The following is a 26,421-nucleotide window of genomic DNA, read 5'->3' as shown; positions in this document are numbered from 1 at the left end:
ATTACCGCTCACGAAGGTGTCCGAGCCGCACGAAGTGGCGCGCTTCTCACGACCCATCCCGTCGCCCAACGCGGATCCTTCGCGGTCTGAAGGGCATCCAAATGCCCTCCGCACATCTTTTTCCGTAAAAAATGCGAATTTTCTTGAATTTTTTTTGCCCGAATTTCGCGCTTGTTTCAGCATGGGACAACCATCCCATAACGGGAATTCGCACTCCCGTTACACGGAGCGGGGCCAGTCGCGTGTTGCCGCCAGAACCATCCGGACCTAAAAATCGCTGTTTATTCAGCGCGCTAAATGGCTACCAAAAACCTAAGGTCATGATGCGTAAAATTGTAATAAAATTTGCCTCGAATAAGCGTAAAAACTGACTCAAATACAATTCAAAACAACGGCTAATTTGCTGAAATTTAAGCTCAAATTGCGCCACGCAAATTTCCGGCGGGTCAAAATATAGCTGCGAATGTCTCCTCACCACGGGGAGACAAGCAATGAACAAGAACCACCGTTTCGTATTCGCCCTGATCGCATTCGTCGTCAGCGCCGTCGCACATCAGGCAAGCGCATCGCCCGCCGCCGGCATGCGCGTCATCGGCAAGGCCAATCCGCCAATCGGCCATTACGAATTCTGCCAGACCTATCAGAGCGAGTGCCAGCCGACTTCGCTCGATACCGGGCCGATGAAGCTGAACGAAGAGCGCTGGAAGACGATGCTCGACGTCAACTACACCGTCAACACCACCATCACGCCGATGACGGACATGGAAATCTATGGTGTCGAAGAGCGCTGGGCCTATCCGACCACAGTCGGCGATTGCGAAGATTTCGTTCTTCTGAAGCGCAAGATGCTCATGAACAAGGGCTTCTCCGCGTCCAACCTGCTGATAACGGTCGTTCTGCAGCCGAATGGCGAAGGCCACGCCGTTCTGACCGTGCGCACGGATCGCGGTGACTTCATTCTCGACAACATGCGCAACAAGGTCATGAACTGGTCTGAGACCGAATACACCTACCTGAAGCGTCAGGACAGCGCCAACCCCGGTCGCTGGGTGAAGATTCAGGATGGCCGCGCCACCACGGCGGTCGGCGGGATCAACTGACCGCCGTAACCGTCCCGTCTCCCCAGAATCACAAAGCCGGCCTGTGCGAAGGGCCGGCTTTTTCTTTTTGCTCCGACACCGTTAGAGCAGCCCAAGCTCGGCCAGTTCACGCCGGAGATCGGAAGGCATGTCTTCACCGCCCGTGCCACCGCCGAGATCACGCGGCGCTTCGTTGTCCTGAAGGTAGCGCCAGCCCTGAAACGGCCGCTTGGGTGCCGGCGACGTTTCAATGACCTCCGGGCCAAGAACGAGGTCGCAGCGGGAAATACCGTCCTCCCCCTTGAAGGAGCGGATATCGAGAAGCTTCTGCCGGGCCTGCACCTGTCCCTTGATGACCCAGTAGAGCGAACCGCCTTCAAGCAGTTCCTCGACCCGTTTCGGGATCATCCGGGTGGTGTGGACACTGTGCGGCTCGAGGCCAGCGGCAATGGCTGTCAGCGAACGGTGCGCGACCCATTCCCTCAAGTCCTGGATGGAATCCGCACCGACGCACAATTTGATGAGATGTAGAGGCATGCCCCTATCAATGCCTTTTTGCGGCGGGCGTCAAGCATCCGTAGAACACCTGCCGCCCAGCACACTCAGCACTCCACAACGTTGACGGCGAGGCCGCCGGTGGAGGTTTCCTTGTATTTCTCGCTCATGTCGTTGCCGGTCTGACGCATGGTTTCGATGCAGGCATCGAGCGGCACGAAATGCTGGCCGTCGCCCTTCAGCGCCAGCGACGCAGCGGTCACCGCCTTGACGGCGCCGAGCGCATTGCGCTCGATGCAGGGCACCTGAACGAGGCCCGCAATCGGATCGCAGGTCATGCCGAGATGATGTTCGAGCGCGATTTCCGCAGCATTCTCCACCTGTTCGGGTGAGCCCCCCATGACCGCGGCCAGACCCGCAGCCGCCATGGCAGCCGCCGAACCGACTTCGCCCTGACAGCCGACTTCGGCTCCCGAGATCGAAGCATTGTGCTTGATGATGCCGCCGATCGCGGCCGCCGTCAGCAGGAAGTCGCGCACGTCGTCAACCGTCGCATCCTCGTGGAAATGCCGGAAGTAACGCACGGTCGCGGGAACCACACCGGCCGCGCCATTGGTGGGCGCGGTAACGACGCGGCCGCCGGCGGCGTTTTCTTCGTTGACCGCCATAGCGTAGACGCTGAGCCAGTCATTGGCCATGACCGGGTTCAACCGGTTGCTGCGCCATTCCGCATTCAGCTTTTCGTAGATGGAGCGGGCGCGGCGGCGAACCTTAAGGCCGCCCGGCATGATGCCATCCACTTTCAGGCCGCGTTCGATGCAGCCGTTCATGGCGTCCCAGATCTGGTCGAGACGCGCGTTCAGTTCCTCGCGGGAAACGACCGTTTCCTCGTTCGCCCGCTTCATCTGGGCGATGGTGCGGCCGGAACGGGCCGCCATCTCGAGCATTTCCCGCGCCGTCCCGAACGGATAGGGTACACGTGGGCCATTATCGATGGTCTTGCCGCGCTGCTTGATCGCCTCCAGCTCCGTATCCGTGACGACGAAACCGCCGCCGACGGAATAATAGATTCGCTTCAAGAGCAGCCGGCCCTGATTGTCGAAGGCGGAGAAGGTCATGCCGTTGGCATGGCCGGGCAACGGATTCTTTTTGTCGAACACCAGATCTTCGGCCGGGCGGAAAACGTAAGAGGGATGGCCGGGCGGCGTCACCGTGCCCGCCTTCTCGACGCCCTCGATGATCGCATCCATCGCGTCGGGATCGACGAGATCGGGCTGCTCACCCGTGAGGCCCAGAACGACGGCACGCCCCGTGCCGTGGCCAATACCCGTATAGGCAAGCGAGCCGTGCAGGCTGACCTTCAGCTGCGCCACGGCAGCACCCGAAGGACGTGGCCACTCGTCACTGAGGATAAGCGCCAAGAAACGGTTGGCGGCCGTCATTGGCCCCATCGTATGCGAACTGGACGGACCGATGCCGATCTTGAAAACGTCGAAGACCGAAAGAAACATGAAATATACCCTGCGTCATGGATTCCACCGCATCATATCCAAAGCTGAAACGGATCGCCACAAAAGAGCGGCACCGGCTTTTGCAGCTGCGACATGAAGGTCCTGAAACGAAAACAGCACGGTTTCCAGAGGAAAACCGCGCCGTTTCAAAAACCCGTCATTCAGGAGAGATGCTTATGGGCTGCCAAAAATGTACGTCAATGCGAGAAAAGCGGCAAAGCCTGCAAGTGCGCGCAAGGTGACGCCCCAGCAGGATTTCTGAGCGGTTTCTTCCATGATTACTCCAGCTATTCACTCTCCGGGGGATCTTCAAGACCCGGCCCGTTGGAGCAAGCATTTATTAAAATCCCGCGCGGAACGCAAATGCAAAAAGCGGCTAAATGAAGGCGTTTTTGACGGTCTGCCATTCGCGCGGCGCATAGGTATGTGAAAAAACAAGGCCTTACAGGACTGTCCCAAAGATGGACGTTTGTCGGTGTCGCCGCAATTTAGGCTAAAGTGTAACCGTTATTTAAAGCTTTTCCACAAACCCCTGTTGAAGAGCAGCCTGTGCGGCACGCAGCGGTCGAATTTTGACCGGCCACGCGTACGCTGTCTTGAAAGGCCACAGCCCCTGCTCTATCGACGATGCCAACATCAACGAGGCGAGTCTTTCATGCAGCAGGCTTCTTCCTTTCCCGACAGAGATACGGTCGCGTCAAAACTGACGGCGCTCACAAGTGAGGACAAGGCGTGGGTTTTGTTACTGATGGAAAATGCGGTGCAGGACGAGAATTTGCTGGCCGGCATCAATCTCTACCTCGACCAGCAGGCCAATGCGCGCTTCCTCAACAGCCTTAAACTTGAAGCCGCAGGCGAATGGCTCGGCAGCAATGCCCCCGCCCGCCTGCAAATCCGTTTGGCGGAAACGGCCAAGGCCAGCCAGCATCCTGCCTATCTTTCTTTCCGAAAGGGGCTGACGGCATCGGCCGGGCTTGAAAAAGCCTATCCCAAGGCGCCGATCTGACGTTTCCGGTCAGTCCGGCACGCGGTCGACCACGGCGATGATCGGCCCCATCGGGAACAGCTGATCCCGCCGGTTCATGGCAGGGATATCGACACTGGAGATAGTGCCGTCGAGATAAAGCGCATTTGGCGCATCCAGCACATCCCGAAACAGCGTGCCGAAATCGTAAAAACGGACGGTGTTTTCGGAAATGGCGAAATGCACCATGCCATTGCGGGAGACACCGACGCCATTGCGCCGTTTCAGACTATCGCTATCGGGCAGGAAACGCGGGTGAAGCTTGCCGTCGATGACAAGCATCGGCCCGGACTGGGTGGCGAAATCGGGCTTGGGATCGGCCGCCAGATAGGCTTGCGTTTCCAGGACGCCGGCGGCCGCACCCTTTAAATAAAACACGCCGTTGGGAAGCAGATGGAAATTTCCCCAGCCGCCGCCGCTAATGATGCGCGACCGCTCCATGCCGTTTTCGATGAAAAGCCCGACGGGGGAATAGTCGGAGTGATACATGCCGCCATTCATGGCGAAAATGCTGAACATATGCTGTCGCCACAGGGCCGACGACAGATCGGCGAAGCTGCGATATCCCTGCCCGGAGACAGGGTCGCGGTCATAGATGCGGATGGTGCTTTTTGCCGGATCGAAACTGCAAACGATATAGCGTCCGCCGGCATGATCGATGGTCTTGCAAAAATCCGCCTGCCCGGCTGCCTGCGCCGAAAACGGTAATAACAACGGTAGCAGCACCTGCGCCAGTTTCTTCATCGAATACATCATGACCGCCCACCTGATTCTCGTCGGGCGAACACTCACAGGCAAATCAGGACAAAGAAAAGGCGTCACCCGACTTTTCGGGTAACACCTTTCCGAGAGGGGAGTTTGTGTTAGCGGCGGGCGGCGCGGTCGACGCTGCGTCCCGCGTCCTGCGTTGCATCAACGGCGTTTGCCGTATCCCGGCCCATACCACGGATGGTATTGCCGCAGGAACTCAGGGTGACAACGGTCAGCAAAGCCACGAAAACGGTAGAAAGAATACGTGTGATCATGTGAAACAACTCCCCTATGACTTGCCGTCCACGGCAAGCGCCGATGTGATGTGCGTCACAATAACGTGAGTCCAAAAAAACGGTTCCAGCGGCGTTTCAAAAAATCCCGTCGATGAAAATTAACATGGTTTTGAACTTCACAGGCGACACTCCAGCAGCAGTGCAGGTTTAGGATAACTTCCGTGGGCGACATGACCGAATTCAACAAACGGCTCCTGGTGATGACGGCGGGCGGCGTGAACCCCAATGTCATGATCAACGCGCTCTCAGCGCAGTTCCCGGATATTCACGTGTTCCTGGAAGAGCCGGAAGGCAAATCGGCCATTCTGAAGCGACGGGCGCGGCGGCTCGGCTGGATTGTTGCTCTCGGCCAGATGGCGACGATGATCGCTTCCCGGCTTGGCAAACGTGTCGCCGCCCGAAGAAGCAGTGAGATCATCGCCGAGCACGGTCTTGTCGCAGACCTCTCTCCCGACATTCCCGTTACTCGCTTTACCTCGCTCAATGACGAGGAATGCCGCAAGGCCGCCAATATGCTGGAACCGGCGGTGATCTTCACCATTTCCTGCCGCCTGCTGACGGCACAGACACTGCGTTCCCTCCGCTGCCCGGTCATCAATTTCCACGCCGGTATCAACCCTGCCTATCGCGGCCAGATGGGCGGTTATTGGGCGCTCGTGGAAAAGGACCGCAGCAACTTCGGCGCAACCGTGCATCTGGTGGACAAGGGCGTCGATACCGGCGCGACGCTTTATGAAAAGCGGCTGAAACCCTCCTCTTCCGACACCATCGCCACCTACCCGCTGCTTCTGACGGCGGGTTCGGTCGATATCGCCATCAGCGCCATCGAAGACGCATTTTCCGGCAGCCTCTCCCCACAGCCACCTTCCCACGGCCGATCCGTCCTGCGGTTTCCGCCGACGATCTGGACATGGCTCTGGAACGGCCTGACGAAACGAATCTGGTGACGGCCGTGGAGGCAGCTGCAAGCGAGCTTCGTCGCAGATGCAGGCCTGTCTTGCCGCAACAACTACAGACTTCGCCCTGGAATCCGTGCATGATAATAAAAAGGAACATGCACAAATTGCCCGATAACGTCACCACGTCCGCTATCCCCGCCTCCATCGAAGCCTCGCCCGCGCAGGTGCTCGGCGCGACTGATCTATCCGGTGTTTTTCCGAAGGGTGTGCGGGTCTATCTTACCGATACCGGGGCGGCCTCGCAGGAAAAGCTTGTGCAAGCCGCAGCGCATCTGCACGACTTGGGTTATGTGCCAGTGCCGCATCTCGCAGCACGGCGCCTTCCCTCCCGCGCAGGATTTGAGGAACAGGTAAAGCGGCTGGCGGGCGAAGCGGGCGTGACCGATGTCCTTGTTGTCGGCGGTGGCGTCGACCGGCCCGTGGGGCCCTTCGCATCCAGCATGGACCTGCTCTCGACAGGCCTGTTGGACAGTTGTGGGATCACGCAGATCGCCATTGCCGGCCACCCGGAGGGCAGCCCGGACTTCAGCGACGATATCGCGGTAAACGCCCTGAAGCTGAAACGTGAGTTTGCCGAACGGACGAACGCCGACATGCGCATCGTCACCCAGTTCGGTTTCGATCCCGGCCGCTTTATCGCCTGGGCGGAAGGGCTCGCCCTCTCCGGCATCGATTTGCCGGTTCATATCGGTGTGTCCGGCCCGGCCAAAATCACGACGCTTCTGAAATATGCCGCCCTCTGCGGGGTCGGCAACTCCATCGCCTATCTCAAGAAAAACGCGCTGTCCTTGACGACGCTTGCAAAAGGCCATTCGCCGGAAGGTGTCGTGGGCCCGATTGAGCGTCACTGGCGCGCCAATACGCAAGGGCCGATCCAGCAAATTCACGTCTTCCCCTTCGGCGGCCTGCAGAATTCAGCCGATTGGCTGGTTCAACGCGGAAGTTGGAAAAGGGACCCAACCGCCCACGCCTTGTCCCCGGATTCGATGACGGGATAGCGAGTGATAGAGGCTGCGCACCAGCGTGGCCGCTGCGCCTGCCTGCGATATCAGGCCGCCTTGGCAACCTCTCCAAAAGCATTTCGAATGCTCTCCGCCACGGCCAGAACCGGGCGTGAGGCCTTATCACCCATGATCAGGCGGATATCGAAACTGCCAAGCTCCGGCAGGCCCTCCTTGTCACCCAGGATCACCATGTCGTTCTGGACATAGGAGCGCGGCAACGGCGCGATGGCAAGATCCGCCACGATCGCCGCGCGTTGCGCCATGGTATGGCCACTGAGATAGGCCACGCGGAAATTGCGCCCGCGCCGTTCCAGCGAGTTGATCGCTTCCGAGCGCCAGATGCAGCCTTCTTCCCAGATCGAGATCGGCAGCGGATCACGCAGATGAGCAGTCCCGCATTTCGCGCCGGCCCAGACCAGCCGCTCGCGCATCAACACCTCGCCGGTGTCGCGCAATGGATGCGAGGCACAGTTGACCAGGGCAAGGTCAAGCCGCCGTTCATCCATGCGCTTGTAAAGATTGGAACTGGAATCGATGGTGACATCGATCATGATGCCCGGGAAAACATCGGCAAAACGCTTGAGAATGCCTGGCAGCAGGCCACGCTCGCCGATATCTTCCGGCGCGCCCAGCCGGACGACACCCGACAGTTCCGGCATGACGAAACGCGACACCGCCTCATTGGAAAGCGCGATCATGCGCCGCGCGTAGGTGAGCAGCGTTTCGCCGTGCGCGGTCAAGGTGACGGAGCGCGCGTCTCGCAGGAAGAGCGTCGTCTTCAACTGCTCCTCCAGCTTCTTGATCTGCATTGAAACGGCCGAAGGCGTCCTGAACACGACTTCCGCAGCGGTGGAGAAATTCCCTGTTTCCGCAATTGCGACGAAGGTTCTCAAGATGTCGTTATCCAGCAACGGCAGTGGTTGGCGGAAAGTCACGGTCATGGCACGTACCTTCAAATATTTTGATTTATAGATGGATATCATTTCGTTTGATTGAATGTCAACCGAGGCGCATCCTTCTGACATGCATTGATGGCGCGCACTGGTCGCCGGGAATGAGTGTCAAAGGCATTGATAGGGTTACACCCTGCTCGACAATTCATTCCGAAATTTGATGAATGACATAAGATTCATTCTATTGCCTGATGGAACAGGCAAGCGCATACCGAAGTCGCAAACAGGATCGTGGTTCACGAAAGGACAAAGACATGACCATGGTACATTATCTGCCGGTAACGAACCGGTCTCCACATCGTCCGTCACCCGGAGGCTGGCTCAATCGCCTCTCAGAACAGGTCGCTGCCCGTTATGCGGAATGGCGCCGCGACAGGATGCTTCGTACACTGGAGGGCCTGCCGCCCGAAACCTTAAAGGACATTGGATGGCCGACAGCCGAAACCCCCAGCATGCGCGACATCCGCAAGTGATGGATAACCGATGGCTCGCAATCTTTGAATGCATTGCGAGCCACCACTATAATCTTAAGTTATATCATGAAGGGCGCAAATAAGCCTGCCTGTTTTGCATGCGACAGACCGCCTGTATAAAAGGCGCATCGCAAAATTTGCTTATTTCAAAAGCGATTCTTTGACAGCTCCATTTTCGCGACGTATTTTTCGCGAAAGATGTCGCAATGGGGACATCCAGAATACCAATTCCAAGAGAGGAATTGTGTATTCGCAACGGAGCACGGGCAAATGAGCAGAGACTCCCAGAAAAAGCGCTCAATCGTCTTTTTTCTCATTCCGCAATTTACCATGCTGCCTTTTACCGGAGCCATCGAGACACTTCGCCTGGCCAACCAGATGCTGGGTTACACGGCCTACCAATGGCGCCTGGCGTCTCTGGATGGCGGCAAGGTCATGTCCTCAAGCCGTATCTGTCTTGAGGCCGATACCTGTCTTGCCGACGAACGACGTTTCATTAACGGTGAAAAGCGTCCGGATATGGCAATCGTCTGTTCGGGTCTGAATGTGGAGCAATACGGCAATAAATCCGTCAATGCCTGGCTGCGCGAAGCCTATAATCGCGGCATCACGCTCGGCAGCCTCTGTACGGCCACCCACATTCTCGCCGAGGCGGGGCTTCTCAACGGCAAGCGCTGCGCAATCCATTGGGAGAACCTCCCGAGCTTTGCCGAAGCCTTTCCGCAGGTCGAGGTCTATGCCGACCTCTACGAAGTCGACAGCAACATCTACACCTGCGCCGGCGGGACCGCATCGCTGGACATGATGCTGAGCCTGATCGGCCAGGATTTCGGTGAGAACCTCGTCAACCGCGTTTGCGAACAACAGCTGACGGACCGGGTGCGCAGCCCGAACGATCGCCAGCGCCTGCCACTGCGTGCACGACTTGGTGTCCAGAACAGCAAGGTTCTTTCGATTATCGAGTTGATGGAAGGCAATCTGTCGGAACCGCTCTCCCTGCTTGATATTGCCGACGCCGCCGATCTGTCGCGGCGGCAGGTAGAACGCCTCTTCCGCCAGGAAATGGGCCGCTCCCCCGCCCGATATTATCTCGAAATCCGCCTCGATCGCGCACGGCATCTGCTGATCCAGTCCGCAATGCCGGTCGTTGAGGTTGCGGTTGCCTGCGGTTTCGTTTCCGCCTCGCATTTTTCGAAGTGTTATCGCGAAATCTACAATCGCACGCCGCAGCAGGAACGCGCCGAGCGCAAACTGTTGATGAGCGCGTCACGAATGGCAATGGCGAGCCAGGCGGGCAAAGCCGCGCATTGAAGACGCGGCCTTACAAAGCCTCGGACACGATCGCAGGCAGATCGAAGACAAAGCACCTCCGTCATGCAGGAGTTGATCCGGCATCCGGCCACGGCGCGTCGGCGCCGTGAAAGAGTATCTCGCGATTAAGGACTTGATCGCGCTGGACCCTCGACCGAATTCGGGGTGACGGAAGTGAAGATGAGTATCCTACATCACCCAAACGGCCGGACCGCATGGGCGAGGTCCTCCGCGGTCATGCCATCTCCGGCCCGATGGCCCGCCTCACCGTGCAGCCAGACACCGGCGGCAGCGGCCTCGAAAGCGGGCGTTCCCTGGGCCAGCAACGCGCCGACAATACCCGCAAGCACATCGCCCGAACCCGCCGTGGCAAGGCTTGCCGGTGCGTTGGCGTTAACGACTGCCCTGCCATCGGGGGCAGCGATGATGGTATCGGCCCCTTTGTAAACCAGCACAGCGCCGCTGAGAGCCGCCGCTTCTTGCGCCTTCTCAATCTTGCCCAGCGTCCTGTCGTCGGCGAGATCGGGAAACAATCTGGCAAATTCACCCTCATGCGGCGTCATCACGAATTTGCCCTGCCCGGCTCGGATCGCCTCGAACAGGGTGTCGGTCTGCGCCTTGAATGCGGTGATCGCGTCAGCATCCAGCACGACAGCCTTGTCTCCAAGCAGCGACACGAACCGCCTTGCCTTGTCGAGATCGCCGAACCCCGGACCGATCACAAAGGTGCCGTGGCGATTGTCGTCGAGCCACGCGCGAAGCTCGTCCTCGTCGTCCATCGGCGTGTTCATCACCGCCGTCAACGTCACCGAGAGCACGTCCAGCGCTTTCCTGGGCGCTGCAACGGTGACGATGCCTGCGCCTGCCTTCATCGCCGCCATCGCCGTCATTCGGCTGGCACCCGTTGCGTGCGGCGGGCCGGCAAAGACCGTCAGATGCCCTCGGCGAAATTTGTGGGTTTCGATCTCCTGCGCCGGCAAGGCATCGCGCCACACAAGCGGATCGTTTTCCGATACAGACCCCGCATGATCGAGCAGGATGCGCGAGGGAATGCCGATGTCGAAAACCTCTAGCGAGCCGCACAGCTCCCGCCCCGGCATCAGCAGATGCCCCGGCTTGCGTGCCATGAAGGTCACCGTCCGTTCCGCCCGGAATGCCGCCCCGAGAGGAACGCCCCGTCGGCCGCAGAGCCCTGACGGCAGATCGACCGCAAGAACCGGAACTTTCGCCGCCGAAACGGCATCAATCACGCGCACAAGCTCTTGCGGAACATCGCGAGAAAGTCCCGCTCCGAAAACGGCGTCGATCACCACATCGTCCGGCTGCGGCGCGTATTCAGCCAGGGGCAAAGGCTTGACGCCGCTCCGCTCGAATGCTCGCCCCGCGTCACCCTTCAGAGCGTCTACATCGCCCAGATGATGAGCCGTCACCGCCGCTCCGCTCTGCAGAAGCGCCCGCGCCGCCACATAACCATCGCCACCATTATTGCCGCCTCCACAAAGAACGACGAAACGCCGCGCCTGCGGATAGTGCCGCAACGCAGAAGCTGCGACCGCCTGGCCCGCCCGCTCCATCAGGTCATAAAGCGGGATGCCTGACTGGCCGGCTGCCGCGTCGATCCGGGCCATGGTTTCGGGGGCAATGAGAAGCAGGTGCCTAAGAGATGTCATACCCCGATCATCCCTGCAAAACGCGGCAAAGGCAATCGATACAAAAATGAGCAGATTCCAGTGAGGAAATAATAGTCAATTGCATAAAATATAAACAAATCAACATTTAAGCGATCATAAAATTATAAATATTCAAAATTACTAAAATAATACAAATCGGTCGAAATGCAGATGATTTTTTAGAAGTCTGACGAGAAATTGGCTGGAAAATCGCAAAAACTAGATGCATTTTGTGCTGGTGGGGCCGGTGAGCGAAGTTTTTTCTTCAAGCTGGCTTCCGATCTGGCACAATACGTGCATTCTTGTGGCAGAGCGGGATTTACCTGCTTTAACGGGAGAAGCGGAGAGATATTTTCTCATGAAAAAGATCGAAGCGATCATTAAGCCTTTCAAGCTCGACGAAGTGAAGGAAGCCCTTCAGGAAGTCGGTCTTCAGGGAATCACGGTCACGGAAGCAAAAGGCTTTGGTCGTCAGAAGGGACACACGGAACTCTACCGCGGTGCAGAGTACGTTGTGGACTTTTTGCCGAAGGTGAAAGTCGAAGTCGTATTGGCAGATGAGAATGCGGAAGCCGTCATTGAGGCGATCCGCAATGCGGCACAGACAGGACGCATCGGCGATGGAAAGATTTTCGTTTCCAATGTCGAGGAAGTCATCCGCATCCGTACCGGTGAAACAGGCGTTGACGCCATATAATTAAAAACGTCCCGAGCCGGGGAGGCTTGGGTTTTCACCTCGTCATCATCACACTCAAGGAAAATGTTTAAATGACGACCGCAAACGATATCTTGAAGCAGATCAAGGATAACGACATCAAGTTCGTGGACCTGCGCTTTACCGACCCCAAGGGCAAGCTGCAGCACGTCACCATGGACATTGTCTGTGTGGACGAAGACATGTTCGCCGATGGCGTCATGTTCGACGGCTCCTCGATCGCCGGTTGGAAGGCCATCAACGAGTCCGACATGGTGCTGATGCCCGATCCGGCCACGGCCCATGTCGATCCGTTCTTTGCCCAGTCCACCCTGGTCATCCTTTGCGACATTCTCGACCCGGTTTCGGGTGAAGCCTACAACCGCGACCCGCGCGGCACCGCCAAGAAGGCCGAAGCCTACCTCAAGGCATCAGGTATCGGCGACACGGTTTTCGTCGGCCCCGAGCCTGAATTCTTCGTCTTCGACGACGTGAAGTACAAGGCAGACCCCTACAATACCGGCTTCAAGCTCGATTCGTCCGAACTGCCGTCCAACGACGACACCGACTACGAGACCGGCAACCTCGGTCACCGTCCGCGCGTCAAGGGCGGTTACTTCCCGGTTCCGCCGATCGACAGCCTGCAGGACATGCGTTCCGAAATGTTGACGGTTCTCGCCGAAATGGGTGTCGTCGTCGAAAAGCATCACCACGAAGTGGCTGCTGCACAGCACGAGCTGGGTGTGAAGTTCGATACGCTCGTCTCCAGCGCCGACAAGATGCAGATCTACAAGTATGTCGTGCACCAGGTCGCCAATGCCTATGGCAAGACGGCAACCTTCATGCCGAAGCCGATCTTCGGCGACAACGGCTCGGGCATGCACGTTCACCAGTCCATCTGGAAGGGCGGCAAGCCGACTTTCGCAGGCGACGAATATGCCGGTCTTTCCGAGACCTGCCTCTATTACATCGGTGGCATCATCAAGCACGCCAAGGCGATCAATGCCTTCACCAACCCCACCACCAACTCCTACAAGCGTCTGGTGCCGGGTTATGAAGCGCCGGTTCTGCTCGCTTACTCCGCGCGCAACCGTTCCGCCTCCTGCCGTATCCCCTTCGGCTCCAATCCGAAGGCCAAGCGCGTCGAAGTCCGCTTCCCGGACCCGACCCAGAACCCCTATCTCGGTTTTGCGGCCATGCTGATGGCCGGCCTCGACGGCATCAAGAACAAGATCCATCCCGGCAAGCCGATGGACAAGGACCTTTACGACCTTCCCGCCAAGGAACTGAAGAAGATCCCAACCGTCTGCGGTTCGCTGCGTGAAGCGCTGGAAAGCCTCGACAAGGACCGCAAGTTCCTGACCGCCGGCGGCGTGTTCGACGACGACCAGATCGACTCGTTCATCGAGCTGAAGATGCAGGAAGTCATGCGTTTCGAAATGACCCCTCACCCGGTCGAATTCGACATGTACTACTCGGCCTGATCGGTCCTGCGAGCGCTCCACCGGGGCGCTCCAGTCATCGCGGCGGTTTTCCCCGGAAAGCCGCCGTTTTTTATTCTACCTGATGTGACGCAAGCCCATGCCAACGAAACCAGTCTCTCAGCCCGCACGCTTCACGGACTGGCTCATCTTTCTGGCTGTGCCGTTCTTTTTCTCCAGCAACGTCATTTTCGGCCGTGGCGTCGTCGGCGAAGTCTCGCCTTTCATTGCCGCCTTCATCCGCTGGATCGGCTCGACCCTCATCATCGCACCTTTCATGGTGGCCGACTGGCGCAATTGCCTTGCCTTCGTCCGGCGCAAGACCCTGCTCTGGCTCATTCTGGGTATGCTCGGCATGGGCGTCTGCGGGGGCGTGGTCTATTGGGGCCTCACCATGACGACGGCCGCCAATGGCACGCTGATCTACACCACGTCGTCGCTGTTCATCATCCTGTTCCAGCGCATCTTTCAGGGCCGGGTCATCAGGAGGCTGGAAGTGGCCGGCATGGTGATCGCATTTACCGGCGTTGCCGCCATCGTGCTCAAGGGCGACCTCTCCGCGCTGCGTCACATGAATTTCAACATCGGCGATTTCGCAATCCTGACCGCCGCCATCGCCTTCGCGACCTATTCGCTGCTTCTGCGCGATCCGGCGGCCCGGCAGATGGCCTCCTTCAGCCTTTTTGGGCTGATCGCCTTTTCCGGCGCGCTGGTGCTTCTGCCGCCGGCGGCACTGGAACTGGCGCAGGGCGGCATGTTGCCCGCCACAGGCCTGGCCTGGGCGAAAATCGGCGGCATCATTCTCTTCGCCTCGCTTCTCGCCTTTTATTGCTTCACCCATACGGTACGCGTTTTCGGCCCGGCGACGGCAGGCATTAACCTTTACATGATGCCGCCAGTATCAATCGTCATGGCGACGCTGTTCCTCGGCGAGACTTTCGAGAGCTACCACGCCATCGGCATCGTGCTGGTCACGGGCGGCGTCATTCTGGCCACCGCGCCGATTGGCAGAAAGCGCTGAGCCTTTCGGCAGCCGCCGCCGCGACCGCTAGCCCTTGATATTTCCTAATCTACACCCAACTAATATTGGGAAAGGAAGTACATGCCATGAAACAAAGAGACGCAAAATTTACGCTTGGCGAGATCGTTCGCCACAAGGTGTTTCCGTTCCGCGGTGTGGTAATCGACGTGGACCCGGAATATTCCAATACCGAGGAATGGTGGAATGCCATCCCTGCGGAAATTCGGCCGGAACGCGACCAGCCCTTCTACCATCTCCTCGCCGAAAACGACGAGACTGAATACGTCGCTTATGTCTCCGAGCAGAACCTCGTCCACGACGAAAACGAGACGCCGCTGAGAAATCCCAATATCGGCCGCATCTTTGACAAGGCGCCAAACGGGGAATGGCGTCCGAAAATGTCCACGGCGCACTGACGCCCGCCAAGCATTTCCCTCCTCCCGGGGATGTCGAACGCGCATAAAAAAACCGGTCTGTCGCCAGACCGGTTTTCTGTTTTTTCTGAAGCTTGCGCTTAAATCAGGGCTTCGGCGCGCCCTTGGCAGCGTCCTGAGCGGCTTCCAGCTTCTTGCGAGCCTCTTCCGCCTTCTTCTGCATGCCTTCCTGCAGGCTGCGCTGGCTTTCGGCCAACTGCGACTGCGTGATCGCCGGGCCGTCATAGGCGCCGGTGAAGCCGGAAAGCGCGATCTTGATGGGGTTCGGCGCGCGGCGGAAGTTGATGGAGGTGAAGACCACCTCGCTACCCTTCTTGAGCGACGCGATCATGGCATCGGTCAGCGGAACTTCGGCCGTGCACTTGTCGGGAAGGCAAACGGCGTAGTCGAGCTTCTGGCCCTTGCCTCCGTCGATCTGCATCATCACACCAGGAGGAATGAGACGCGCGGTCGGAACGGAAACCTGCAACAGCTTGCGGTTGACCTTGCCTTCAACGGTGATGAGGCCGACCGCCGTAATCATCTGGCCATTCTGGGCGAGAACCACGTTCTGCACGACGCAGACATCGTTGTCTTCCTGCTTGGAGCAGGTCTTGAACCAGCCGAGCGGAGGAGCGCCAGCGCCGCCCTGGGCAGCCGGGGCAGCATCCTGCGCCTGCGAGATGGCCGGAGCGGAAACTGCGCCGAGAGAAAGGACCAGAGCGGACAGAGCCGTCCGGGTGAATGTGTTTGCCTTGTGCATCATAAGAGTTCCGTCTCCTGAATGTCTGCCAGAACAGAACCGCAAAGTCCTGTTCGCCGATGGCGGTATCCTTCTGCCCGTTCAACTGTCGTTTAAATGAGGCAAATGCGTGACCCGTCTCTTCCGGCCACCCTGTTACATGCCGATCGCGGCGATATCCAGCACTTCTTTAACTTTTTCTTGAGCGGAGCCAAGATTTCCCGCTCCCGCATGGGTCGTGCAATGTCCCTGTGCTACATATCTGCCAGAATCATGACGATAAACCATCGTGACGATCATCGGACGGACAGTTAGACAGGATAATAACATGCGCAACCTTGCGGCCCTCATCCCCGCATTGTTCCTTTTGGGATCATCCCTGCTTCCAGGCGGCGCCGCGCAGGCACAGCCGCTGCACGGCATCTCCATGCATGGCACACCTGCCCTTCCTGCCGATTTCCGGCACTTGCCCTATGTCAATCCGGACGTGAAAAAAGGCGGGCGTATTTCCTATGGCGTGGTCGGCACGTTCGACAGCCTGAACCCCTTCGTTCTCAAGGGAATGCGCACCACGGCGCGCGGCGTCTGGGATCCGGAATTCGGCAATCTGCTTTACGAGCCACTGATGCTGCGCTCTAGCGACGAGCCCTTCAGCCTGTATGGCCTGCTGGCCGAAACCGTGGAGTGGGACGAGGAGCGAAGCTTCGTCCAGTTCAACATCAACCCCAAGGCAAAATGGTCGGATGGCGAGCCCGTCACGCCTGACGATGTGATCTTCAGCTTCAACCTCCTCAAGGAGAAGGGCCGGCCGCCCTTCAACACCCGCCTTGCGGGCGTGGCCAAGATGGAGAAGACCGGCGATCGCAGCGTGCGCTTCACCTTCAACGACAAGGCGAATCGCGAGACCCCGCTCATTCTCGCCTCCTCGACACCGATCCTGCCGAAACATGCGACGGATCCTGAAAAATTCGAACAGGCGGGCCTTGGCGACGTTATCGGCTCCGGCCCCTACCGAATCAAGACGCTGCGCCCGGGTGAACGAATCATCTGGGAGAGAAACCCCGACTACTGGGGCAAGGATATTCCCGGCAAAGTTGGCTTCGATAATTACGACGAAATCAGCATCACCTATTTCCTCCAGGTCACCACCATGTTCGAGGCCTTCAAGAAGGGCGATATCGACATCTACCCCGAAGGCGACGCCATCAACGGCACCTCCGATACCTCCCATTGGGGACAGGCTTACAATTTCCCGGCCGTCCATCGCGGCGATATCGTCAAGGACGTGTTCCAGCCACGCCTGCCGACCGGCATGTTCGGCCTCGTCTTCAACACCCGCCGAGCCGTCTTCGCTGACGAAAAGGTACGCGAAGGTCTGACCTATGCGTTCGATTTCGAATGGATGAACAAAAACATCCTCGGCGGCTCCTTCAAGCGCACCCAGAGCTACTGGCAGAACTCGCCGCTCGGCGCCTATGGTAACGCCGCCGACGAGCGTGAGCTAGCGCTGCTCGGTGACGCGGCGAAGACCATGTCTCCGGAACTGCTGGCCGGCACCTACGCCCTGCCCACGACAGACGGCACGGGCGCCGACCGCAAGGTGCTCAAAATGGCCGTCGACAAGCTTAAAGAGGCTGGTTACAGCATCAAGAACGGCAAGATGTCCGATACCAATGGCCGCCAGCTCGCCTTCGAAATCATGACGCAGAACCCGGCGCAGGAACGCATCGCGCTAGCCTATCAGCGTTCGCTGAACCTGATCGGCGTCGCCATGGGCATCCGCTCGGTCGATGACGGGCAATATCAGGCCCGCTCGAACAGCTTCGATTACGACATGATCATCCGCTCCCTGCCCTCGTCGCTTTCGCCTGGCATGGAGCAACTGAACCGCTGGAATTCGCTTTCGCGTGATGCGCAGGGCAGCTTCAACTATGCAGGTGTTGCCAATCCCGATATAGACCGGATGATAGAGGCGCTGTTGCAGGCCCGTTCAACGGAAGATTTCCAGGCAGCCGTGCGCGCCTACGACCGCCTGCTGGTGGCGGGACATTATATCATTCCGCTCTATTATATAGGCGCCCAATGGGTCGCGCGCTGGAAATATATCGACCGCCCGGATATGACACCCATACAGGGCAATCAGAAACAGACCTGGTGGGATGCGCGGGCGCAATAACCTGCCGCCATCATGTCGATCATATAAGGAATATCAGCCATGGAACGCATCGTTGTCGACGTCGTATCGGACATGGTCTGCCCATGGTGTTATCTCGGTAAAGCTCGGCTCGATCTTGCCATTGCCGAGGTGCAGGACGAAATCAGCGTCGATGTGAACTGGCGTCCCTATCGCCTCAACCCCGATTATCCGCCAGAAGGCGTCGACCAGAAAGCCGCACTCGAGGAAAAGCTCGGCAAGGAACGTCTGGAACAGGCCCATGCGACGCTGGTCCAGCTGGGCAAGGAAGTCGGCATCAACTACGATTTCGACGCGATCAAGATCGGCCCGAACACGCTCGATGCCCACCGCCTGTCGCTCTGGGCCCATTCCGAAGGCCGCGACGTTCAGGAACGCGTCGTGACCGGCCTGTTCAAGGCCAATTTCGAAGAGGGCCGTAATATCGGCGATCACACCGTGCTGACAGACATTGCCGCAAAGGCTGGCATGGATGCGAAAGTCATCGAGCGGCTGCTGGCTTCAGATGCGGACAAGGATACGGTCATCGCTGAAATCGATGCTGCCCAGCAGATGGGCGTCGCCGGCGTGCCCTTTTTCATCATCGACCAGAAATATGCCATAAGCGGTGCACAAACACCCGATGTCCTGATTGCTGCATTGCGGGATATTGCAAAAATCAAGGCGGACGAGCATAGATCGATGAACTGACGGTCAAATCACCGGCGGTTTTCAACAACTCGATTTTTGCCGGTGTTTCCGTGTCCGACCAGACCCTGAAAGGCATTCTGCTCGCCTTTGCAGCCTTCGCTGCTTATGCCTGGAGCGATGCCAGCGTTAAACTCATTGAAGGCCAGATTTCGCCGATTGAATCGGCCTTCTTCGGAGCCCTGTTCGGCCTCGTCGCCCTACCCTTCATCCGCAAGCGCAATGACAGCTGGCTGGATGTGGTAAAGACGACCAACCGGCCTTTGTGGATCATCCGTTTTTTCGCCGCCGGCACGGGCGCGGTCGGCAGCGTCACCGCTTTCACCCATCTGTCCATGGCCGAAGCCTTCGCGCTGATCTTCCTGCTCCCCTCCTTCGTCACCATCATGTCGGTGGTGTTTTTGAAGGAACAGGTCGGCATCCGCCGCTGGTCCGCCGTCATCATCGGCTTCCTTGGCGTGCTCGTCATCCTGCGGCCGGGCTTCCGTGAACTTGGCATCGGTCATCTCGGTGCCATCATCGGCGGCTTCAGCGGCGCGCTCAGCATCGTCATCTTCCGCGCCATGGGCCCATCGGAAAAGAACGTCTCGCTGTATGGCGCGGGGGTGCTCGGCTGTCTCACCATCAGCGGCATCGCCATGGTGCCGACATTCATCATGCCGGGTGGCGAACAATGGCTGCTGCTGGCGGGATATGGCCTGCTCGGCGCGCTCGGCAACGTCCTGGTCATGTATGCCGCCCAATATGCGCCCGCCGCCATGATCGGCCCGACGCAATATAGCCAGATGCTCTGGGCCATCCTGTTCGGTTATCTGATTTTCGGTGATCGTATCGACGGATGGATGCTGATCGGCATCGCCCTCATCGTCGGCTCCGGCCTGTTGACGCTGATCCGTGAAAAGCAGAGAAAAGTACCGCTGCCCGCCTCGATCGCCGCGACCGACCAGAACGTGGCCGTCGGCATCACGCCGGAAGACAGCCGCTAGCTGAAAGCATGCAAAAACCGGCGACGCTCTGCACGCCGCCGGTCTGCCCGTCGATCAATCACAAACCCTGACCCGATACATGTCGCCCCAGGCATTCTGCCTCCAGGCCACATGGCAGCGGGGATAGACCGGCTGGTAGACAACAGGCGGACCATAGGCCGGAGAAGCGTAAACAGGCGGACCGTATGCAGGCGCATAATAGGCCGGGCCGTAAGCGTAGCCCGGATGTCTTGCCCCGGCAATCAGCGCTCCGCCAATGATCGTGCCGGCAATGCCTGCGGCAAGGCCGCGGCCGAAATTATTGCGCGCTTCCGCTTGGCTGGTGGTGGCAATTGTGGTGCCCGCAATTGTCAAAGCAACCAGACCAGCGGTGGCAAACCTGTTGATATTGGTCCACATCGTCCTGCTCCTTAAAAACCCGGCGGCAATCACTGATCCGCCGCACCGGGTATGAGGAAAAGATTACGCCCGCGAAGACTACCGATACATGTCCGTTTCGTTACATCGGGGTAATTTTCGCTGAGCCGCGTGGGGGGCATTTGTGAGTGGCCACACCCACCAACGCCGCGTCAGGACCGAGCCAGCTCCGCCAGTTGCGTCATGATCATCGCCGCTCCCGTCAGCCGCTTTTCCGGCGTCGGCAGATCGCGGTTGAGGAACAGGCTGTGATCGGGTCGGATCTTCGCCATCGATCCCTGCTTGCCGATATACCCCACCAGCGCTGCCGGGTTCGGGAACTCCTTGTTGCGGAACTGCACCACGACGCCCTTCGGACCAGCATCGAGTTTCTCGACATTGGCAATGCGGCAGAGCGACTTGATGTAGACGATTTTGAGGAGGTGCTGCACCTCTTTCGGCAAGGGGCCGAAGCGGTCGATCATTTCCGCGCCGAAACCGTCGATCTCGCTGATATCCGCAAGCTCGCCAAGGCGGCGGTAAAGACCCATGCGCAGATGCAGATCAGGAACATAATCTTCCGGGATCATGACCGAGGTGCCCACAGAGATTTGCGGCGACCAGCCGCTATCCTGCACCTGCTCGTCACCCTTCACTTCTGCGACAGCTTCTTCCAGCATCTGCTGGTAAAGCTCGAAGCCGACTTCCTTGATATGGCCGGATTGTTCCTCGCCGAGCAGATTGCCCGCGCCGCGAATATCAAGGTCGTGGCTCGCCAGCTGGAAACCCGCGCCGAGCGTATCGAGCGATTGAAGCACCTTCAGCCGGCGCTCGGCAGTCGTCGTCAGTACCTTGTTGACCGGCAGGGTGAAGAGCGCGAAGGCCCGCACCTTGGAACGGCCGACACGGCCGCGCAGCTGGTAAAGCTGGGCGAGACCGAACATATCGGCGCGGTGCACGATCAGCGTATTGGCCGTCGGCACGTCAAGGCCGGATTCGACGATGGTGGTCGACAGCAGCACATCGTATTTGCCGTCATAGAAGGCATTCATGATGTCTTCCAGCTCGCCCGCCGCCATCTGGCCATGCGCCACCGCCACCTTCAGCTCCGGCACATCCGATTGCAGGAAGGCGTGGATATCGGCGAGATCGGCAAGCCGCGGACAGACGTAAAAACTCTGGCCGCCGCGGTAATGCTCACGCATCAGCGTCTCGCGAATGACGAGCGGATCAAACGGCGAGATGAAAGTGCGCACCGCCATGCGGTCGACAGGCGGCGTGGTGATGAGCGAGAGTTCGCGGACACCGGTCATGGCGAGCTGCAAGGTGCGCGGAATGGGCGTCGCCGATAGCGTCAGCACATGCACATCGCTTTTCAGTTCCTTCAGCCGCTCCTTGTGCTTCACGCCGAAATGTTGCTCTTCATCGATGATCAGCAGGCCGAGATTGGCAAAGCTGATACCCGCACCGAGAAGCGCGTGCGTGCCGACGACGATGTCGGTCTTGCCATCGGCGACTTCCTTTTTGGTCAGCGCCAGTTCCTTGGAACCAACAAGGCGCGACGCCTGCTGCACGCGGATGGGCAACCCGCGGAAACGCTCCGAGAAAGTCCGGAAATGCTGGCGGGCGAGCAGCGTGGTCGGAACCACGACAGCCACCTGCACGCCATTCATGGCGGCAAGGAAAGCGGCGCGCAGGGCCACTTCCGTCTTGCCGAAGCCGACGTCGCCGCAGATAAGGCGGTCCATCGGCCGGCCGGCCGCGAGATCATCCCGCACCGCCTCGATGGCGTTCAGCTGGTCCTCGGTTTCGTCGTAGGGGAAACGAGCTGCAAACTCGTCGTAGAGCCCGTCCGGCGCAATGAGCTCCGGCGCATGGCGCACCAGGCGCGCGGCCGCAATGCGGATGAGCTCATCGGCCATGTCGAGAAGGCGCTTCTTGAGCTTGGCCTTGCGCATCTGCCATGCGCCGCCGCCGAGCTTGTCGAGCGTTGCCTCTGCCGCATCCGAGCCGTAACGCGAGAGAAGATCGATGTTTTCAACCGGCAGAAACAGCTTGGCATCATCGGCATAGTGCAGTTCTAGACAGGCACGCGGTGCGCCCGCCGCCTCTATGGTCTGCAAACCGACAAAACGGCCAATGCCGTGTTCCGCGTGAACGACGAGCGAGCCCTCGTCCAGCCCGGCCACTTCCGAAATGAAATCCGCACCGCGCTTGCGGCGCTTGGAGCGCCGCACCATGCGGTCGCCGAGAATATCCTGCTCGCCGATAACGGCGAGATTTCCGGTTTCGAAACCCGCCTCAAGGCTCAGCACCGCCGAGGCGGCCTCGCCCTTGCCAAGCTTCTCCACCTCTTTCAGCGAGGCAACCGGCTTGATCTTCTCAAGCCCGTGCTCGTTCAGCACCTGCAGCAGCCGGTCGAGCGAACCTTCCGACCAGCCTGTTATCAGCACCTTCCAGCCCTGGGCGCGGCGCTCGGCTATGTGTTTCACGGCCAATGCAAAGACATTGACCCGCTCTTCGCTTTCGCCTTCGGTTGGCTGCCGCGCCCAGCGCGGGCCGACATGCGCGTCCAGCGTGGCGACGGGCCTTCCCTCGCTATCTTGCTCATTAAAGGGTGTCAGACGCACCGCATTGACGGCAGAAAGGGCCGTGTCGAAATCCTTGCCGTTGAGATAAAGCTGGCCGGGAGACACGGGCTTGTAGGGCGCACCCTGCGTCGATCCTTTCGTCTCACCGGAACTGCGTCGCGCTTCGTAATAATCGAGCACCAGCTTGGACCGCTCCTTGGCCGCCTCTTTCGCCGTATGGTCCGTGACGATGCGAAAACCCTTGAGATAATCGAAGGCGGTTTCCAGCTTCTCGTAAAACAGCGGCAGCCAGTGCTCCATGCCGGCATAACGGCGGCCTTCGGAGACGGCCTGATAAAGCGCATCGTCGCGCGTCGCAGCACCGAAAAGCGAGAGGTAATTCTTGCGGAACCGGCTGATCGTATCGGGCGTCAGCGTCACTTCGCTCATCGGATTGAGGTCGAGCGACCGCGCCTGGCCGATGGTGCGCTGGCTGGCCGGATCGAAGGTGCGGATGCTCTCCAGCGTATCCCCGAAGAAATCGAGCCGCACAGGCTCTTCGGTCCCTGGCACGAAAACATCGAGAATGCCGCCGCGCACGGCGAACTCGCCCACTTCACGCACCGTCGCCACCCGGTCGAAACCGTTGCGCTCCAGCCGCGCGGCGATATCCTCCATGCGGATCTGGTTGCCGGGTTTTGCGGAGAAGCCAAGGCTTTCGATGATGTCGCGCGGCGCCATCTTCTGCAGCATGGCGTTGACGGTAACGAGAACGATGGCGGGATGCGGTTTTTTGGCGTGACTGATGAGACCGGCAAGCGCCGCCAGACGGCGCGCCGACGTGTCGGCGCTTGGTGACACGCGGTCATAGGGAAGGCAGTCCCAGGCCGGCAGCGTCATGACCGGAATATCGGGCGCAACAAAGCCGAGGATTTGTTCGAGATCGGCGATACGCTGGCCATCCGACATCACATAGGCAACCGAGGTGCCTGCGCGCGCCATCTCGGCAAGCAGCAGCGCCTCCATGCCTGCGGGCACGTTTCCGATGGTCAGCGGCGTATCGGCCGACGACACCAGCTTTGCATCGAATCCGGCTATCATGGTTTCAGGCTTTCAGTTTGTCTGCGGTGACGAGATCGAAATCGGGACGATAGGATGCGATCTTCATGAACAGAGGGGTCTGGAACTTTTCAGGAATGGCAAGGGCACCCGTCACCATCTTGACGAGGTCATTGTCTTCTTCCGACATGATGACTTCAAGCTCATCGAGCTGCTCATCGGTAAGCAGCGCGATATTGTCTTCTGCGAATTGCCCGAGAACGAGGTCCATCTCGCGAATGCCGCGGTGCCAGCAGCGGTAAAGTATCCGCCGGCGTCTCGGATCGAGATCGGCACTCGTGCGCACCAGTCCAGTCATCGCATTCACCTTTCGGTTGACCATTCAACAGCATGTTGATCGCGACCTCCTATAGAACAGGAGGCGAACGCTTGGGAACCGGTTTTTATCGAAATAATGCCACGGCCGCGAAAATCTGCCGGTGATAACCCGGCTTTGTGACCCGCGAAGTCTTGCATAAGCCATTCCCTTCCCTGATTTTGCTGGCCATGCGCCCGGCCATTCTCGATCCGCTGTTTGCCTCCGTCTCCACGCTCGCCGGCGTGGGGCCGAAGCTTGCCGATCTCCTGGCGAAACTTCTGGGACGGGAGAGTGCGGACGATACGCGCGTCATTGACCTTTTGTTCCATGCGCCCTCCAATGTCATCGACCGGCGGAACCGCCCCGGCATCGCGCTCGCAGCCCCGGGCGCCATTGTCACCATTCAGGGACGCATTGACCGTCACCAGCCGCCACCGCCGGGAAACCGCTCCGCCCCCTATCGCGTCTTCCTGCATGACGAAACCGGCGAACTGGCTCTGACCTTCTTCCGCGCCAAGGGTGACTGGCTGTCCAAGGCGCTGCCTGTCGATGAAGAGGTTCTGGTCAGCGGCAAGGTGGACTGGTTCAACGGCCGCGCCTCCATGGTGCACCCGGATTTCATGGTGAAGCTTTCCGAGGCGGACAACCTGCCTTTGGTCGAAGCCGTCTATCCCATGACCGCCGGCCTTTCCGCCAAGGTGTTGCGCAAGGCGATCGAAGGCGGGCTGTCGAAGCTGCCGGTTTTCCCGGAATGGATCGACGAGACGCTCAAGACCCGGCAGGGCTTCGGTGACGTGGCGTCCAGCTTCCGCGAATTGCACGACCCGCGCGACAGCGCCGATATCGAACCGCAAGCCCCGGCGCGCCGACGGCTTGCCTATGACGAATTCCTGGCTGGGCAATTGTCCCTGGCGCTGGTGCGCCAGCGGCTGCGCAAGGTCGCGGGCCAGCCGATCCGCGCCAAAGGCGATACCGCCGCAAAGATCCTGTCGCAACTGCCCTTCTCGCTGACGGCAAGCCAGAGCGCGGCGGTGAAGGATATCCTGACCGACATGGCTGGCGAAGACCGCATGTTGCGGCTGTTGCAGGGCGATGTGGGGGCCGGCAAGACGCTGGTAGCGTTGATGGCCATGGCGACGGCGGTGGAAGCCGGCGGACAGGCGGTGCTGATGGCGCCGACGGAAATCCTCGCCCGCCAGCACTATGCCACCATCTCCAAACTCGCGCAGGCCGTGGGCCTCACGGTGGAAGTGCTGACCGGCCGTACCAAGGGCAAGGAACGCCGCGAGATAGAGGAGCGCGTCGCATCGGGTGAAGCGCAGATCGTCATCGGCACCCATGCGCTATTTCAGGATAGCGTCACCTATAAGAACCTCGTGCTGGCCGTGGTGGATGAACAGCACCGTTTCGGCGTGCATCAGCGCCTGCGCCTCACTGCCAAGGGCATCACGCCGCATATGCTGGTCATGACCGCCACGCCCATTCCACGCACGCTGGTTCTGGCTGCCTTCGGGGACATGGATGTCTCAAAGCTCACCGAAAAACCGGCGGGCCGCAAACCCATCCAGACCGTGACGATCCCCACCGAACGCATCGGCGATATTGTCGAGAGGCTGCGCGCAGCGCTGAAGGAAGGCAAGAAGGCCTACTGGATTTGCCCGCTGGTGGAGGAGACGGAGGAGTCCGACCTGATGTCGGCGGAGGAGCGACACGCGGTTCTCTCGCAGATGCTCGGCGCAAATATCGGGCTCATTCACGGACGTATGAGCGGCCCGGAAAAAGACGCCGCCATGTTGGCCTTCAAGAACGGCGAAACCCGGCTTCTGGTGGCAACGACAGTGGTCGAAGTGGGCGTCGACGTGCCTGACGCGACGATCATGGTCATCGAACATGCCGAACGTTTCGGCCTTGCCCAGCTTCACCAGCTGCGCGGCCGCGTCGGACGCGGCGATGAGGCCTCCACCTGCATCCTGCTTTACAAGGGCCCACTCAGCGAAAACGGTCGCGCACGGCTCTCCATCCTGCGCGACAGCGAAGACGGATTCCTGATCGCGGAAGAGGATCTGAAGCTGCGCGGCGAAGGGGAATTGCTCGGCACACGTCAATCAGGCACGCCGGGCTTCCGCATCGCCAGCCTGGAAGCCCACGCCGATCTTCTCGAAATCGCCCGCAAGGACGCAGCCTATGTCATCGAGCGTGATCCCGAGCTGACAGGTCCACGCGGCGATGCGCTACGCACCTTGCTCTACCTGCACCGCCGCGACGAAGCGATCCGCTTCCTGCACGCCGGCTGAA

The 26,421-nt window shown here is 59.4% G+C and carries 25 protein-coding genes; 15 read left to right on the top strand and 10 right to left on the bottom strand.

Going from position 1 to position 26,421, the window contains the following annotated elements; translation table 11 throughout:
* Positions 1-491: 491 nt before the first annotated feature.
* Positions 492-1,100, top strand: a complete 609-nt coding sequence (locus FS804_RS00925; protein ID WP_063948808.1) for a transglutaminase-like cysteine peptidase — start codon at positions 492-494, stop codon at positions 1,098-1,100.
* An 81-nt stretch (positions 1,101-1,181) separates the two neighbouring features.
* Here the strand turns inward: FS804_RS00925 and FS804_RS00920 are convergent, their stop codons facing one another.
* Both FS804_RS00920 and FS804_RS00915 read right to left on the bottom strand, forming a co-directional pair.
* Positions 1,182-1,616: a DUF1489 family protein gene (locus tag FS804_RS00920; RefSeq protein ID WP_144574011.1), complete on the bottom strand. Its 435-nt coding sequence runs from the start codon at positions 1,614-1,616 to the stop codon at positions 1,182-1,184.
* Between the two features lie 65 nt (positions 1,617-1,681).
* Positions 1,682-3,085, bottom strand: coding sequence for an L-serine ammonia-lyase (locus FS804_RS00915; RefSeq protein ID WP_063948806.1), 1,404 nt, complete (start codon positions 3,083-3,085; stop codon positions 1,682-1,684).
* 93 nt (positions 3,086-3,178) lie between these two features.
* On the opposite strand from FS804_RS00915, the gene FS804_RS00910 reads away from it, so the two are divergent.
* Both FS804_RS00910 and FS804_RS00905 read left to right on the top strand, forming a co-directional pair.
* A complete protein-coding gene (locus FS804_RS00910) occupies positions 3,179-3,469 on the top strand; it encodes a hypothetical protein (RefSeq protein ID WP_172801598.1) in 291 nt (96 codons plus the stop codon).
* Positions 3,470-3,740: 271 nt separating this feature from the next.
* Entirely contained in the window at positions 3,741-4,091 is a 351-nt protein-coding gene (locus tag FS804_RS00905; protein WP_063948805.1) for a hypothetical protein, read from the top strand.
* A gap of 9 nt (positions 4,092-4,100) precedes the next feature.
* On the opposite strand, the gene FS804_RS00900 is transcribed toward FS804_RS00905, so the two are convergent.
* Both FS804_RS00900 and FS804_RS00895 read right to left on the bottom strand, forming a co-directional pair.
* Positions 4,101-4,865, bottom strand: coding sequence for a phosphodiester glycosidase family protein (locus FS804_RS00900; protein ID WP_063948804.1), 765 nt, complete (start codon positions 4,863-4,865; stop codon positions 4,101-4,103).
* A 107-nt stretch (positions 4,866-4,972) separates the two neighbouring features.
* Positions 4,973-5,134 (bottom strand): entericidin A/B family lipoprotein, encoded by a 162-nt coding sequence (locus tag FS804_RS00895; protein WP_004442283.1) that lies wholly within the window; start codon positions 5,132-5,134, stop codon positions 4,973-4,975.
* A 191-nt stretch (positions 5,135-5,325) separates the two neighbouring features.
* Between FS804_RS00895 and FS804_RS00890 the strand changes: the two genes are divergently transcribed.
* Both FS804_RS00890 and FS804_RS00885 read left to right on the top strand, forming a co-directional pair.
* On the top strand, positions 5,326-6,102 hold the full coding sequence (locus FS804_RS00890; protein ID WP_063949104.1) for a formyl transferase: 777 nt from the start codon (positions 5,326-5,328) through the stop codon (positions 6,100-6,102).
* Between the two features lie 89 nt (positions 6,103-6,191).
* On the top strand, positions 6,192-7,112 hold the full coding sequence (locus FS804_RS00885; RefSeq protein ID WP_063948803.1) for a methylenetetrahydrofolate reductase: 921 nt from the start codon (positions 6,192-6,194) through the stop codon (positions 7,110-7,112).
* 50 nt (positions 7,113-7,162) lie between these two features.
* Here the strand turns inward: FS804_RS00885 and FS804_RS00880 are convergent, their stop codons facing one another.
* Positions 7,163-8,101 (bottom strand): LysR family transcriptional regulator, encoded by a 939-nt coding sequence (locus tag FS804_RS00880; RefSeq protein ID WP_172801597.1) that lies wholly within the window; start codon positions 8,099-8,101, stop codon positions 7,163-7,165.
* Positions 8,102-8,325: 224 nt separating this feature from the next.
* On the opposite strand from FS804_RS00880, the gene FS804_RS00875 reads away from it, so the two are divergent.
* Both FS804_RS00875 and FS804_RS00870 read left to right on the top strand, forming a co-directional pair.
* Positions 8,326-8,544 carry a hypothetical protein gene (locus tag FS804_RS00875; RefSeq protein WP_063949102.1) on the top strand — a complete coding sequence of 73 codons (219 nt, stop codon included), beginning with the start codon at positions 8,326-8,328 and terminating at the stop codon, positions 8,542-8,544.
* Between the two features lie 270 nt (positions 8,545-8,814).
* Positions 8,815-9,855, top strand: a complete 1,041-nt coding sequence (locus FS804_RS00870) for a GlxA family transcriptional regulator (protein WP_063948802.1) — start codon at positions 8,815-8,817, stop codon at positions 9,853-9,855.
* Between the two features lie 194 nt (positions 9,856-10,049).
* On the opposite strand, the gene FS804_RS00865 is transcribed toward FS804_RS00870, so the two are convergent.
* On the bottom strand, positions 10,050-11,525 hold the full coding sequence (locus tag FS804_RS00865) for an NAD(P)H-hydrate dehydratase (protein WP_144574009.1): 1,476 nt from the start codon (positions 11,523-11,525) through the stop codon (positions 10,050-10,052).
* Positions 11,526-11,883: 358 nt separating this feature from the next.
* On the opposite strand from FS804_RS00865, the gene FS804_RS00860 reads away from it, so the two are divergent.
* The 4 genes from FS804_RS00860 (at position 11,884) to hspQ (ending at position 15,137) form a co-directional block, all read left to right on the top strand.
* Positions 11,884-12,222, top strand: a complete 339-nt coding sequence (locus FS804_RS00860) for a P-II family nitrogen regulator (protein WP_003515720.1) — start codon at positions 11,884-11,886, stop codon at positions 12,220-12,222.
* Between the two features lie 71 nt (positions 12,223-12,293).
* Positions 12,294-13,703, top strand: a complete 1,410-nt coding sequence (gene glnA, locus FS804_RS00855; protein WP_063948800.1) for a type I glutamate--ammonia ligase — start codon at positions 12,294-12,296, stop codon at positions 13,701-13,703.
* 97 nt (positions 13,704-13,800) lie between these two features.
* Complete coding sequence (locus FS804_RS00850; protein ID WP_144574007.1) at positions 13,801-14,721, top strand: DMT family transporter; 921 nt, start codon at positions 13,801-13,803, stop codon at positions 14,719-14,721.
* 86 nt (positions 14,722-14,807) lie between these two features.
* Positions 14,808-15,137 (top strand): heat shock protein HspQ, encoded by a 330-nt coding sequence (gene hspQ / locus FS804_RS00845; protein ID WP_063948798.1) that lies wholly within the window; start codon positions 14,808-14,810, stop codon positions 15,135-15,137.
* A gap of 103 nt (positions 15,138-15,240) precedes the next feature.
* Here the strand turns inward: hspQ and FS804_RS00840 are convergent, their stop codons facing one another.
* Positions 15,241-15,900 carry an invasion associated locus B family protein gene (locus FS804_RS00840; RefSeq protein ID WP_063948797.1) on the bottom strand — a complete coding sequence of 220 codons (660 nt, stop codon included), beginning with the start codon at positions 15,898-15,900 and terminating at the stop codon, positions 15,241-15,243.
* Between the two features lie 304 nt (positions 15,901-16,204).
* Here FS804_RS00840 and FS804_RS00835 point away from each other — a divergent pair, with 304 nt between their 5' ends.
* Genes FS804_RS00835 through FS804_RS00825 form a run of 3 tightly spaced genes read left to right on the top strand, consistent with a single transcriptional unit; the run spans position 16,205 to position 19,743 of the window.
* Entirely contained in the window at positions 16,205-18,052 is a 1,848-nt protein-coding gene (locus FS804_RS00835; RefSeq protein WP_144574005.1) for an extracellular solute-binding protein, read from the top strand.
* Positions 18,053-18,091: 39 nt separating this feature from the next.
* Complete coding sequence (locus FS804_RS00830) at positions 18,092-18,760, top strand: DsbA family oxidoreductase (RefSeq protein WP_144574003.1); 669 nt, start codon at positions 18,092-18,094, stop codon at positions 18,758-18,760.
* A 50-nt stretch (positions 18,761-18,810) separates the two neighbouring features.
* Positions 18,811-19,743, top strand: a complete 933-nt coding sequence (locus FS804_RS00825; protein ID WP_144574001.1) for a DMT family transporter — start codon at positions 18,811-18,813, stop codon at positions 19,741-19,743.
* A 54-nt stretch (positions 19,744-19,797) separates the two neighbouring features.
* Here FS804_RS00825 and FS804_RS00820 read toward each other — a convergent pair whose 3' ends face one another.
* From FS804_RS00820 to FS804_RS00810, 3 genes are all read right to left on the bottom strand, one after another.
* Positions 19,798-20,142, bottom strand: coding sequence for a hypothetical protein (locus FS804_RS00820; protein WP_144573999.1), 345 nt, complete (start codon positions 20,140-20,142; stop codon positions 19,798-19,800).
* Between the two features lie 170 nt (positions 20,143-20,312).
* Positions 20,313-23,810 (bottom strand): transcription-repair coupling factor, encoded by a 3,498-nt coding sequence (gene mfd, locus FS804_RS00815; RefSeq protein ID WP_144573997.1) that lies wholly within the window; start codon positions 23,808-23,810, stop codon positions 20,313-20,315.
* A gap of 4 nt (positions 23,811-23,814) precedes the next feature.
* On the bottom strand, positions 23,815-24,126 hold the full coding sequence (locus FS804_RS00810; protein ID WP_144573996.1) for a succinate dehydrogenase assembly factor 2: 312 nt from the start codon (positions 24,124-24,126) through the stop codon (positions 23,815-23,817).
* 188 nt (positions 24,127-24,314) lie between these two features.
* On the opposite strand from FS804_RS00810, the gene recG reads away from it, so the two are divergent.
* Positions 24,315-26,420: an ATP-dependent DNA helicase RecG gene (recG, locus tag FS804_RS00805; protein WP_144576283.1), complete on the top strand. Its 2,106-nt coding sequence runs from the start codon at positions 24,315-24,317 to the stop codon at positions 26,418-26,420.
* The last annotated feature ends 1 nt before the right edge of the window (position 26,421 follow it).

The organism is Agrobacterium sp. DE0009 (genome assembly GCF_007680755.1).
Taxonomy (GTDB): Bacteria; Pseudomonadota; Alphaproteobacteria; order Rhizobiales; family Rhizobiaceae; genus Agrobacterium; species Agrobacterium tumefaciens_B.
Note: the sequence above shows the minus strand (reverse complement) of the source record. Positions and strands in the feature narration are given on the sequence as shown.

What these genes read in the sequence shown, in the direction of transcription:
- FS804_RS00875 (WP_063949102.1), top strand. Translation starts at nt 8,326, where the DNA reads ATGACCATGGTACATTATCTGCCGGTAACGAACCGGTCTCCACATCGT.
- hspQ (WP_063948798.1), top strand. Translation starts at nt 14,808, where the DNA reads ATGAAACAAAGAGACGCAAAATTTACGCTTGGCGAGATCGTTCGCCAC.
- FS804_RS00860 (WP_003515720.1), top strand. Translation starts at nt 11,884, where the DNA reads ATGAAAAAGATCGAAGCGATCATTAAGCCTTTCAAGCTCGACGAAGTG.
- FS804_RS00820 (WP_144573999.1), bottom strand. Translation starts at nt 20,142, where the DNA reads ATGTGGACCAATATCAACAGGTTTGCCACCGCTGGTCTGGTTGCTTTG.
- FS804_RS00830 (WP_144574003.1), top strand. Translation starts at nt 18,092, where the DNA reads ATGGAACGCATCGTTGTCGACGTCGTATCGGACATGGTCTGCCCATGG.
- FS804_RS00900 (WP_063948804.1), bottom strand. Translation starts at nt 4,865, where the DNA reads ATGATGTATTCGATGAAGAAACTGGCGCAGGTGCTGCTACCGTTGTTA.
- FS804_RS00870 (WP_063948802.1), top strand. Translation starts at nt 8,815, where the DNA reads ATGAGCAGAGACTCCCAGAAAAAGCGCTCAATCGTCTTTTTTCTCATT.
- mfd (WP_144573997.1), bottom strand. Translation starts at nt 23,810, where the DNA reads ATGATAGCCGGATTCGATGCAAAGCTGGTGTCGTCGGCCGATACGCCG.
- FS804_RS00920 (WP_144574011.1), bottom strand. Translation starts at nt 1,616, where the DNA reads ATGCCTCTACATCTCATCAAATTGTGCGTCGGTGCGGATTCCATCCAG.
- FS804_RS00810 (WP_144573996.1), bottom strand. Translation starts at nt 24,126, where the DNA reads ATGACTGGACTGGTGCGCACGAGTGCCGATCTCGATCCGAGACGCCGG.
- FS804_RS00880 (WP_172801597.1), bottom strand. Translation starts at nt 8,101, where the DNA reads ATGATATCCATCTATAAATCAAAATATTTGAAGGTACGTGCCATGACC.
- FS804_RS00925 (WP_063948808.1), top strand. Translation starts at nt 492, where the DNA reads ATGAACAAGAACCACCGTTTCGTATTCGCCCTGATCGCATTCGTCGTC.
- FS804_RS00885 (WP_063948803.1), top strand. Translation starts at nt 6,192, where the DNA reads ATGATAATAAAAAGGAACATGCACAAATTGCCCGATAACGTCACCACG.
- FS804_RS00910 (WP_172801598.1), top strand. Translation starts at nt 3,179, where the DNA reads ATGAAGGTCCTGAAACGAAAACAGCACGGTTTCCAGAGGAAAACCGCG.
- FS804_RS00850 (WP_144574007.1), top strand. Translation starts at nt 13,801, where the DNA reads ATGCCAACGAAACCAGTCTCTCAGCCCGCACGCTTCACGGACTGGCTC.
- FS804_RS00865 (WP_144574009.1), bottom strand. Translation starts at nt 11,525, where the DNA reads ATGACATCTCTTAGGCACCTGCTTCTCATTGCCCCCGAAACCATGGCC.
- FS804_RS00895 (WP_004442283.1), bottom strand. Translation starts at nt 5,134, where the DNA reads ATGATCACACGTATTCTTTCTACCGTTTTCGTGGCTTTGCTGACCGTT.
- FS804_RS00840 (WP_063948797.1), bottom strand. Translation starts at nt 15,900, where the DNA reads ATGATGCACAAGGCAAACACATTCACCCGGACGGCTCTGTCCGCTCTG.
- FS804_RS00835 (WP_144574005.1), top strand. Translation starts at nt 16,205, where the DNA reads ATGCGCAACCTTGCGGCCCTCATCCCCGCATTGTTCCTTTTGGGATCA.
- glnA (WP_063948800.1), top strand. Translation starts at nt 12,294, where the DNA reads ATGACGACCGCAAACGATATCTTGAAGCAGATCAAGGATAACGACATC.
- FS804_RS00890 (WP_063949104.1), top strand. Translation starts at nt 5,326, where the DNA reads ATGACCGAATTCAACAAACGGCTCCTGGTGATGACGGCGGGCGGCGTG.
- FS804_RS00915 (WP_063948806.1), bottom strand. Translation starts at nt 3,085, where the DNA reads ATGTTTCTTTCGGTCTTCGACGTTTTCAAGATCGGCATCGGTCCGTCC.
- FS804_RS00905 (WP_063948805.1), top strand. Translation starts at nt 3,741, where the DNA reads ATGCAGCAGGCTTCTTCCTTTCCCGACAGAGATACGGTCGCGTCAAAA.
- recG (WP_144576283.1), top strand. Translation starts at nt 24,315, where the DNA reads ATGCGCCCGGCCATTCTCGATCCGCTGTTTGCCTCCGTCTCCACGCTC.